Origin of the sequence: Pseudoalteromonas sp. SIMBA_162, from assembly GCF_046535955.1 — a bacterium.
GTDB lineage: Bacteria > Pseudomonadota > Gammaproteobacteria > Enterobacterales > Alteromonadaceae > Pseudoalteromonas > Pseudoalteromonas marina.
Genome location: NZ_JAWJBQ010000013.1, coordinates 116,280 through 128,048, shown reverse-complemented (window position 1 = coordinate 128,048; position 11,769 = coordinate 116,280). Strand labels below are relative to the sequence as shown.

The following is an 11,769-nucleotide window of genomic DNA, read 5'->3' as shown; positions in this document are numbered from 1 at the left end:
GTTTTACCGTGGTCAACGTGGCCGATTGTACCAACGTTTACGTGCGGTTTTACGCGTTCAAACTTTTCTTTTGCCATCTTAAAAAATTCCTAATTAAGAAATTAAAGCCTGACTCACTATTGAGCCAGACAAGCTAAAATCATATTACAGCGCGAGCTGAAATTATTGTATCTGCAACCTGCTTTGAGGCTTCAGCGTACTTCAAAAACTCCATAGAGTAAGAAGCACGACCCTGAGTTGCAGAACGTAAAGCAGTCGCATAACCGAACATTTCAGACAGTGGAACCTGCGCATTTATTTGCTTAAGCCCACCAAGTGCATCTTCCATGCCCTCGATCATGCCGCGACGACGGTTTAAGTCGCCAACTACATCACCCATGTTTGAGTCAGGAGTGATTACCTCAACCTTCATTAGTGGTTCTAAAAGAACTGGGTTTGCTTTAAGCGCACCGTCTCTCATAGCTAATGAACCTGCAATTTTAAATGCCATTTCATTCGAATCTACATCATGGAACGAACCATCATATAAAGTCGCTTTAACGCCAAGTAAAGGATAGCCTGCTAGTACACCTTGAGACATTTGCTCTTGGATACCTTTGTCTACCGCTGGGATGTATTCTTTAGGAACTGATCCACCTACGGTTTCGTTAACGAATTCGTAAATTGGAGAATCATCATCCGAAATATCCATCGGTTCAAGCTTCAACCAAACGTGACCATATTGACCACGACCACCTGATTGACGAATGAACTTTCCTTCAACTTCTACAGTTGAACGAATAGCTTCACGATATGAAACCTGCGGCTTACCAACGTTACATTCAACACTGAATTCACGTTTCATACGGTCGACGATAATATCTAGGTGAAGTTCACCCATACCAGAAATAATTGTCTGGCCTGATTCTTCGTCAGTTTGTACGCGGAAAGACGGATCTTCGGCAGCTAGTTTACCTAGCGCGATACCCATCTTGTCCTGGTCAGCGATTGTGCGAGGCTCAACCGCAACAGAGATAACTGGTTCTGGGAATTCCATACGCTCAAGCGTAATAATTGAATTCGGAGCACACAGTGTCTCACCTGTTGTAACGTCTTTAAGACCAATAGCCGCCGCGATGTCGCCTGCGTAGACTTCTTTGATCTCTTCACGAGAGTTTGAATGCATCTGTACGATACGGCCAAGTCGCTCACGCTTACTTTTAACTGGGTTGTATACCGCGTCACCCTGTTTAACAGTACCAGAGTAAACACGGAAAAAGGTTAAAGTGCCAACAAACGGGTCTGTTGCAATTTTAAATGCAAGTGCAGCAAACGGCGCTTTATCATCAGCTGGACGTTCCTCTTCGGTACCATCTTCTAAGATACCTTGGATTTGTTTAACTTGTTCTGGTGAAGGCATGTATTCTACAACGCCGTCAAGCACCGCTTGAACACCTTTGTTTTTAAATGCGCTTCCACAAGTTACTGGAACAATCTCATTGGCTAATGTGCGTTGACGTAAAGCATTTTTAATTTCTGCTTCACTTAACTCTTCACCTTCTAAGTATTTATCCATTAGTTCTTCTGAGGCTTCAGCAGCGCTTTCAACTAAATGAGAGCGCCATTCTTCAGCTGACTCAAGAAGATCTGCCGGTATTGCCTCATATGTGAAAGTCATACCCTGGTCCGCTTCGTTCCAGTTAATCACTTTCATTTTTATAAGGTCAATAACACCTTTAAAGTCGTCCTCAGCGCCTACTGGCAACTGAATTGGAACAGGCGTTGCTCCAAGACGAGATTTCACCTGGCTAACAACAGCTAAAAAGTCAGCGCCCGTGCGATCCATTTTATTTACGAAGATCATTCTTGGAACTTCGTATTTGTTCGCTTGACGCCAAACTGTTTCAGTTTGCGGCTGTACACCAGAAGAAGCACAAAGCACAACTACCGCACCATCAAGTACGCGTAAAGAACGCTCTACTTCGATAGTGAAATCTACGTGTCCTGGAGTATCAATAATATTGATACGATGGGCGTCAAATTGAGCGTCCATCCCTTTCCAAAAACACGTTGTTGCAGCAGAAGTGATTGTGATACCACGCTCTTGTTCCTGCTCCATCCAGTCCATAGTTGCAGCGCCATCATGTACTTCACCGATCTTATGAGAAAGACCTGTGTAGAACAGAACACGTTCTGTTGTGGTGGTTTTGCCTGCATCTACGTGAGCTACTATGCCGATATTACGGTAGCGCTCAAGTGGAGTTGTACGTGCCATATGATCCTCTTAAAGGTTAAGGACAGATTACCAACGGTAATGAGCGAATGCTTTATTCGCTTCAGCCATACGGTGAACGTCTTCACGTTTCTTAACCGCAGTGCCTTTATTATCAGCAGCGTCAACGATTTCTTGAGCTAAACGTAAGCCCATAGATTTTTCGCCACGCTTACGTGCAGCGTCTACTAACCAACGCATACCTAATGCGTTGCGACGAACTGGACGTACTTCAACTGGTACTTGATAAGTTGAACCACCAACACGGCGAGATTTAACCTCTACCTGTGGACGGATGTTATCAAGTGCAGATTCAAAGATTTCTAGGTGCGACTTGCCTGATTTCTCAGCAGCCACGTCTAGCGCACCATAAACAATTTTTTCAGCAGTAGATTTCTTGCCGTCTAACATTACGATGTTAACGAATTTAGCAAGAAGTTCCGATCCGAACTTAGGATCTGGAAGAATTTTACGTTGACCTATTACGCGTCTTCTAGGCATTTTGTATCTCCGGTTTATTCAGGTTTGCTCTTTCGAGTCAATCACCCAAAACAATAATTAATAATATTTAGTGCTTGGCCTTACTAACGGAATACAATTACCCTTTAGGGCGTTTTGCACCGTATTTAGAACGAGCTTGACGACGGTCGCTAACGCCTGCACAGTCAAGTGCACCACGTACAGTGTGAAAACGCACACCTGGTAAATCTTTAACACGACCACCACGGATTAGGATTACACTGTGCTCTTGAAGGTTATGACCTTCACCACCGATGTAAGATGTTACTTCGAAACCGTTAGTTAAACGTACACGAGCTACTTTACGTAACGCTGAGTTTGGTTTCTTAGGTGTAGTTGTATATACACGAGTACATACACCGCGCTTTTGCGGACACGCTTTTAGTGCAGCTGAGTTACTTTTCGTAACCTTGCTACGGCGTGGCTTACGCACTAGCTGGTTAATAGTTGCCATTTAAATAGCTCCTGAAATTAAAATTACTACTGAAAAAAATAAAAAAATCCGCCCTTTATTACCTGCCTACGATAAGCACACAAGTAAATGGGTGGCGGAATTTTAATGAGCAAAGTTTAACCTGTCAACCTAAACTAACCGTAAGACAGCACTTAACTGCCTTACGATCTCTTAATCTATTGATTAAGAACAGTTTATTGATTTCCAGACAAATCAGCATTTAGTGCATCAGTTAGTGCTTGAGTTGCCTCTTCAGCGCTTACTGTTTGCTCTTCTACTACTTCTTTGCTTTGTTTACGGCGAGCCATACGATCTTGATGATACGCAAAACCGGTACCGGCTGGGATCAAACGACCCACAATTACGTTTTCTTTCAGACCGCGAAGCTCATCGCTCTTACCATTCACTGCTGCATCTGTAAGAACACGTGTTGTTTCTTGGAAAGACGCTGCAGAGATGAAAGATTCTGTCGCTAGTGATGCTTTAGTAATACCCATTAACTGGATTTCAAACTTCGCTGGGATCTTACCTTGTTTTTCAAGGTCACGGTTTGCGATATTAACGCGCGCCACTTCGATTTGTTCACCAGCTAAGAAGTCAGTATCACCACCGTGTAAAATGGTACATTTACGTAACATTTGACGGATAATTGTTTCAATGTGCTTGTCATTGATCTTAACGCCTTGCAAACGGTAAACCTCTTGCACTTCGTTAACAATGTAGTTAGCAACATGAGTCACACCACGAAGGCGTAAGATGTCATGTGGTGATTCAGGACCATCGGCGATTACTTCACCTTTAGACACTTGTTCACCTTCAAACACGTTAAGTTGACGCCACTTAGGAATCATTTCTTCGTAATGATCGCCTTCAGCTGGAGTAATAACTAAACGCTTCTTACCTTTAGTCTCTTTACCGAAGCTAATAGTACCGGTGATTTCAGCTAAGATAGCTGGATCTTTTGGCTTACGCGCTTCAAATAAGTCGGCTACGCGTGGTAGACCACCCGTGATATCACGAGTTTTAGAGCCTTCTTGCGGGATACGTGCTAACACGTCACCTGGGTTTGCTGTCGCACCGTCTGTTACTTCAATCGTTGTGAATGAAGGAAGACGTGTTTCTTGCAGACCACGCTCATCACTTTCGATGATAAGTTTAGGCTCTTTAGCATTCGCTTTAGCAAGGTCTTTAACTACGATACGAGTCAAACCAGTTAGTTCATCGGTTTGTGTCTCTGTATTCGAGTCATCGATATCGCTAAACGATACTTTTGATTTGTGCTCAAGAACGATTGGGTGACTATGCGGGTCCCAAGTAGCAACAATGTCGTTACCTTGAACTTCTGCATTGTCTTGAACTGTTAATACTGCACCATAAGGCACTTTATAACGCTCTTTTTCACGGCCATGACTATCGATGATAGTGATTTCCGTTGAACGTGACGTAATAACAATCTTACCGTCTGTATTTAATACATACTTAGCATTGTGAAGTTTTAATGTACCGTTAGTTTTAACTTGTACATTATTTTCAGCTGACGCTCGAGATGCCGCACCACCGATGTGGAATGTACGCATCGTAAGCTGTGTACCCGGCTCACCAATTGACTGTGCCGCGATAACACCTACTGATTCACCTGCGTTGATGATATGACCACGTGCAAGGTCACGACCATAACAGTTAGCACATACACCAAAGTCATTATCACATGTGATAACTGAGCGTACGCGTACTTCATCAACCGAGTGCTCTTCTAAAAGGTCACACAGTTTTTCATCAAGCATGATATTACGTTCTACAAGTACAGTATTAGTACCTGGAATAACAACATCTTCAGCTACAACACGACCTAGTACACGTTCGCGAAGCGCTTCTACAACATCACCACCTTCAATAAGCGGTTTCATTGTTAAGCCATCTTCTGTGCCACAGTCGTCTTCGTTGATTACCAAATCTTGTGCTACGTCTACTAGACGACGCGTTAAGTAACCCGAGTTCGCTGTTTTCAGTGCTGTATCGGCTAGACCTTTACGCGCACCGTGAGTTGAGATGAAGTACTGAAGTACGTTTAGACCTTCACGGAAGTTAGCCGTGATTGGTGTCTCGATGATTGAACCATCTGGACGTGCCATTAGACCACGCATACCTGCTAGCTGACGGATCTGAGCGGCACTACCACGAGCACCTGAGTCGGCCATCATAAACACTGAGTTAAATGACGGTTGCTCTACTTCTTCACCTTTCGCGTTGGTTACTGTGTCTTTCGACAAGTTAGCCATCATCTCACGTGATAAGTTTTCATTTACACGTGACCAGATATCGATAACTTTGTTGTACTTCTCACCAGCCGTTACAAGACCTGATTGGAATTGTTGGTTGATTTCAGTTACTTCAGCTTCTGCTGATTCAATGATCTGCGCTTTAACCGGTGGGATAACTAAGTCATCGATACCGATAGAAACACCAGACTTCATTGCGTAATGGAAACCGGTGTACATAACTTGGTCAGCAAAAACAACGGTGTCTTTAAGGCCTAAGCGACGGTAACACTCATTCAACAAGCTAGAAATCTGCTTTTTACCTAGTGGCTGGTTGATTGACTCAAACGGCATACCAGTTGGTAAAATTAGAGACAGAATTGCACGACCTACCGTTGTTTCGATAACCGTTGTAGTATCTTCTACTACACCGTGCTCGTTAGCAACTGACTGGCTAATACGTACTTTCACAATAGCGTGAAGGTCTGCATTACCGCTACGGTATGCTTTTTCTGCTTCTTTAGGATCTTTAAATATTGCGCCTTCGCCTTTTGCGTTGATGCAATCACGGGTCATGTAGTAAAGACCCAATACAACATCCTGTGAAGGAACGATGATTGGCTCACCATTCGCAGGAGATAGAATGTTGTTTGTTGACATCATCAATGCACGTGCTTCAAGCTGTGCTTCGATTGTTAACGGTACGTGTACCGCCATTTGGTCACCATCGAAATCGGCGTTGTAAGCCGCACATACTAATGGATGCAAATGAATCGCTTTACCTTCGATAAGCACAGGCTCAAACGCTTGGATACCCAAACGGTGAAGTGTTGGTGCACGGTTTAGTAATACCGGATGTTCACGAATTACTTCGTCTAATACATCCCATACTTCCGCTACTTCACGCTCTACCATTTTCTTAGCAGCTTTGATTGTCGTAGCCATGCCGCGACGCTCTAGTTTGCCGTAGATAAACGGTTTGAATAGCTCAAGTGCCATCTTCTTAGGAAGACCACATTGGTGAAGCTTAAGTGTAGGACCTACTGTGATTACAGAACGGCCTGAGTAATCTACACGCTTACCAAGTAAGTTCTGACGGAAACGACCTTGCTTACCCTTGATCATATCAGCAAGAGATTTAAGCGGACGCTTGTTAGAACCTGTAATAGCACGACCACGACGACCGTTATCAAGTAGCGCATCTACCGCTTCTTGTAACATACGTTTTTCGTTTCGTACGATAATGTCTGGTGCAGCTAAATCTAATAGACGCTTAAGACGGTTATTACGGTTAATAACACGACGGTAAAGGTCATTTAGATCAGATGTCGCAAAACGACCACCGTCTAGTGGTACTAATGGACGTAGATCAGGTGGCAATACTGGAAGTACTGTCATGATCATCCACTCAGGGTTATTACCTGATTGGTGGAATGATTCCATTAACTTAAGACGTTTAGTGATTTTTTTACGCTTAGTTTCAGAGTTAATTGTTGGTAACTCTTCACGCATCTCAGCAATTAATTGGCCAAGATCAAGTTCACGAAGCAAGTCTAAAACTGCTTCAGCACCCATCTTCGCTTCAAACTCATCACCGTGTTCTTCTAATGCATCTAGGTACTCTTCTTCACCTAGTAACTGACCACGCTCAAGCGTTGTCATACCAGGCTCAGTTACTACGAATGATTCGAAGTAAAGAACACGTTCAATATCACGAAGCGTCATATCTAGCATTAAGCCGATACGTGACGGTAATGATTTTAAAAACCATATATGTGCTACTGGGCTCGCAAGGTCAATATGACCCATACGATCACGACGCACTTTGGTCAGTGTAACTTCAACGCCACACTTCTCACAGATCACACCACGGTGTTTAAGGCGTTTATATTTACCACATAAACACTCATAATCTTTCACTGGGCCGAAAATACGGGCACAGAATAAGCCATCGCGCTCAGGCTTGAAAGTACGGTAGTTAATAGTCTCAGGTTTCTTTACTTCACCGTATGACCATGAACGAACCATGTCTGGTGAAGCAAGACCAATGCGAATTGCATCGAATTCTTCGGTCTTATTTTGTTGCTTCAGAAACTTAAGTAAGTCTTTCACCTTAGCTCTCCTGTCGGAGTTAATCTCGAGGACGGGTAATCTCGTCCCTACATTCTATTCAGCCGTAACAGATGCTGCAGCGTCAACTGCAGCATCTAATTGGCTTAATTTTCTTCCAACTCGATGTTGATACCCAGTGAGCGGATTTCTTTCAACAATACGTTGAACGATTCTGGCATACCTGGTTCCATCTTGTGGTTACCATCAACGATGTTTTTATACATCTTAGTACGACCATTCACATCATCCGATTTCACTGTTAGCATTTCTTGTAGAGTGTAAGCAGCACCGTAAGCTTCAAGTGCCCATACTTCCATCTCACCAAAACGCTGGCCACCGAACTGTGCTTTACCACCCAGCGGCTGCTGAGTAACAAGGCTGTAAGAACCAGTAGAACGTGCGTGCATCTTATCATCAACCAAGTGGTTAAGTTTAAGCATGTACATGTAACCAACAGTTACTTGACGTTCAAACTGATCGCCAGTACGGCCATCATAAAGTGTAACCTGACCACTTCTAGGGTATCCACCAAGCTCTAGCATGTCTTTGATTTCGTCTTCTTTAGCGCCATCAAATGCAGGAGTAGCGATTGGTAAACCACCTTTTAAGTTTTCAGCTAGGCGACGAATTTCGTCATCAGAGAAACTTGCAATGTCTACAACTTGGCGAGATTCACCAATTTCGTAAGCTTGCTTGATGAATTCACGTAGCTCATGAAGCTCACGTTGCTCTTTCATCATTTCTTCTAAACGTTCACCGATACCACGTGCAGCAAGACCCATATGTGTTTCAAGGATCTGACCGATGTTCATACGCGATGGTACACCTAGTGGATTTAGTACGATATCTACCGTACGACCTTTATCATCGTATGGCATATCTTCTACTGGTACGATAGTCGAGATAACACCTTTGTTACCGTGACGACCCGCCATTTTATCACCCGGTTGGATACGACGTTTAACAGCTAGGTATACTTTAACAATTTTAAGTACGCCTGGTGCTAAGTCATCACCTTGAGTAATTTTACGACGTTTGTTTTCAAACTTCTTATCGTATTCAGCTTTAAGTTCATCGTACTGTGCAGCTAGTTGCTCAAGTTCAGCTTGCTTATCTTCTTCAGCAAGGCTTTGAGTTAATAGTTTTTCAGCATTTAATGACACTAAGTTGTTTTCATCAAAGCCTGCAGCTACAAGTAGCTTACGAGCGCGTTCTAAAACGCCAGCTTCAAGAATACGGAACTCTTCGTTGAAGTCTTTCTTCGCTTCGCGAAGCTGCATGTCTTCAACTTCTAACGCACGCTTATCTTTTTCAACACCATCACGGGTGAAAACTTGCACGTCAATTACGGTACCAGTTACAGAATTTGGTACACGTAAAGAGCTGTCTTTAACGTCAGATGCTTTTTCGCCGAAGATAGCACGCAGTAGCTTCTCTTCAGGTGTAAGCTGTGTTTCGCCTTTCGGAGTCACTTTACCTACTAGAATATCGCCGCCTTTAACTTCAGCACCAATATAAACAACGCCTGATTCATCAAGCTTGCCTAGTGCAGACTCACCCACGTTAGGGATATCTGCAGTGATCTCTTCTGGACCTAATTTAGTATCACGGGCAACACACTGTAGTTCTTGAATGTGGATAGTCGTTAAACGATCTTCTTCAACTACGCGCTCTGATAGTAAGATTGAATCCTCGAAGTTATAACCGTTCCATGGCATGAATGCCACGCGAAGGTTTTGACCAAGGGCTAAGTCACCTAAGTCAGTCGAAGGACCATCTGCTAACACGTCACCACGAGTAACCGGTTCACCAACCATGCACGTTGGTTTTTGGTTAATACATGTATTTTGGTTAGAACGTGTGTACTTGGTTAAGTTGTAGATGTCGATACCCGCTTCGCCAGGGATGCGTTCTTCTTCATGTACGTTTACAACGATGCGACTTGCGTCGGCATACATTACTTCACCACCACGTTTTGCAACAATCGTTACACCAGAATCTTTCGCTAGTGTTAACTCAATACCTGTACCTACTAACGGCTTATCCGCTTTCAATGTTGGTACTGCTTGACGTTGCATGTTTGAACCCATCAATGCGCGGTTAGCATCATCGTGTTCTAGGAACGGGATAAGTGCTGCTGCTACAGAGATCACCTGTTGTGGTGATACATCCATATATTGCTGGTCCATGCGACCCATAAAGGTTGATTCACCTTTGTGACGACATGGAATAAGTTCATCTACAAACTCATTGGTTTCAGTTAAGTTTGAGTTCGCCTGTGCGATAACAAACTGACCTTCTTCAATGGCTGATAAGTAATCAACTTCATCAGTTACTACACCGTCTACCACTTTGCGATAAGGTGTTTCTAAGAAACCGTAGTCATTTGTACGTGCGTACGTAGACAATGAGTTAATTAGACCGATGTTTGGACCCTCAGGCGTCTCGATTGGACATACGCGACCGTAGTGAGTTACGTGAACGTCACGTACTTCAAAGCCAGCGCGCTCACGTGTTAGACCGCCCGGACCTAATGCAGAAATACGACGCTTATGCGTTACTTCTGATAGCGGGTTATTTTGGTCCATAAACTGTGATAACTGAGACGAGCCGAAGAACTCTTTAACCGCTGCCGAAATAGGCTTAGCGTTAATAAGATCTTGTGGCATTATCGCGTCAAGGTCACCTAAGCTTAAACGCTCACGTACAGCACGTTCTACACGTACTAGACCAACACGGAATTGGTTCTCAGCCATTTCGCCAACACTACGTATACGACGGTTGCCTAAGTGGTCGATATCATCAACATCGCCTTGACCGTTACGAATAGCAATTAATACTTTCATAACAGACACGATGTCTTCTTTGCTTAATGTGCCTGGGCCTGTGTCAGAATCGTAACCAACACGGCTATTAAACTTCATACGACCAACAGTTGATAGATCGTAACGTTCTTCAGAGAAGAACAAGTTTTGGAATAAGGCTTCAGCCGCGTCTTTCGTCGGTGGCTCGCCTGGGCGCATCATGCGATAAATTTCTACTAGTGCTTCTAAACGGTTGCTTGAAGAGTCAATGTTCAATGTATTTGACATGTAAGCACCGCTGTCCACTTCATTGATGTACAACGTATCAATGGTAGTGTGACCGGCTTTAACTAATTCAGCCATAAGCTCAAGAGTTAATTCATCATTCGCGTTTGCAATAACTTCACCCGTTGATTCATCAACGTAGTTTTTAGAAATAATACGGCCAATGATGTACTCATGAGGTACTTCTAACTGAGTAATGCCTTTTTTCTCGATACTCTTGATGTGACGAGCCGTAACACGACGCCCGCTTTCAACAAGTACTTCACCGTCTTCGCCTTTGATATCAAAAGCGGCAGTTTCACCACGTAAACGTGAAGGTACAAGTTCCATTAGAACTTTACCGTCAGCTACTTCAAACGCAGTAGTATCGAAGAAGATATCTAGGATTTCTTCACTAGAGTACTCAAGTGCACGTAAGATGATAGACGCCGGTAATTTACGACGGCGGTCAATACGTACATATAAGTTATCTTTTGCATCAAATTCGAAGTCTAACCATGAACCACGGTAAGGAATAACGCGTGCGTTATATAATACTTTACCTGATGAATGAGTTTTACCGCGGTCGTTATCAAAGAATACACCAGGGCTACGGTGTAGCTGAGAAACGATAACACGCTCTGTACCATTGATTACAAAGGTACCGGTATCGGTCATGAGCGGAATTTCGCCCATGTAAACTTCTTGCTCTTTAATGTCTTTAACTGTGCCTGGAGCTTCTTTGTCCATAACAACAAGACGCAGTTTCACGCGAAGTGGAGCAGAATAAGTCACACCGCGAATTTGACATTCTTTTACATCGAAAACTGGCTCACCAATACGGTAACTTACGTATTGAAGCTCAGAATTTCCCGAGTAGCTTTTTATAGGGAACACAGAACGGAAGGCAGCTTCCAAACCATGATCGCCATCAGCGTCCGGCACTAAGAATTTTTTAAACGATTCTAACTGTGTAGACAGTAAAAAAGGTATATCCAAAACTTGTGGACGTTTACCAAAATCCTTACGGATACGTTTCTTTTCAGAATAAGAGTAAGCCATGGGGTTCCTCAGCTTGCTGATCTTTGACCCGACCTGTTCTTGTAA

At 43.5% G+C, this 11,769-nt stretch carries 5 protein-coding genes and 1 pseudogene; all 6 read right to left on the bottom strand.

Annotation, left to right across the window (positions count from 1 at the left end):
- Positions 1–77 (bottom strand): annotated as a pseudogene (locus tag R0J88_RS11430) (elongation factor Tu); the annotation flags it as partial.
- A 62-nt stretch (positions 78–139) separates the two neighbouring features.
- Complete coding sequence (fusA, locus tag R0J88_RS11425) at positions 140–2,254, bottom strand: elongation factor G (protein WP_006791258.1); 2,115 nt, start codon at positions 2,252–2,254, stop codon at positions 140–142.
- A 27-nt stretch (positions 2,255–2,281) separates the two neighbouring features.
- Entirely contained in the window at positions 2,282–2,752 is a 471-nt protein-coding gene (gene rpsG / locus R0J88_RS11420) for a 30S ribosomal protein S7 (RefSeq protein ID WP_004588211.1), read from the bottom strand.
- A gap of 97 nt (positions 2,753–2,849) precedes the next feature.
- The gene (rpsL, locus tag R0J88_RS11415) at positions 2,850–3,224 is read right to left on the bottom strand and encodes a 30S ribosomal protein S12 (RefSeq protein WP_002958885.1); all 375 of its coding nucleotides are present in this window, start codon (positions 3,222–3,224) and stop codon (positions 2,850–2,852) included.
- 194 nt (positions 3,225–3,418) lie between these two features.
- Positions 3,419–7,594, bottom strand: a complete 4,176-nt coding sequence (gene rpoC / locus R0J88_RS11410; protein ID WP_006791259.1) for a DNA-directed RNA polymerase subunit beta' — start codon at positions 7,592–7,594, stop codon at positions 3,419–3,421.
- Positions 7,595–7,698: 104 nt separating this feature from the next.
- Positions 7,699–11,724, bottom strand: a complete 4,026-nt coding sequence (gene rpoB, locus R0J88_RS11405) for a DNA-directed RNA polymerase subunit beta (protein ID WP_006791260.1) — start codon at positions 11,722–11,724, stop codon at positions 7,699–7,701.
- Between the last annotated feature and the right edge of the window lie 45 nt (positions 11,725–11,769).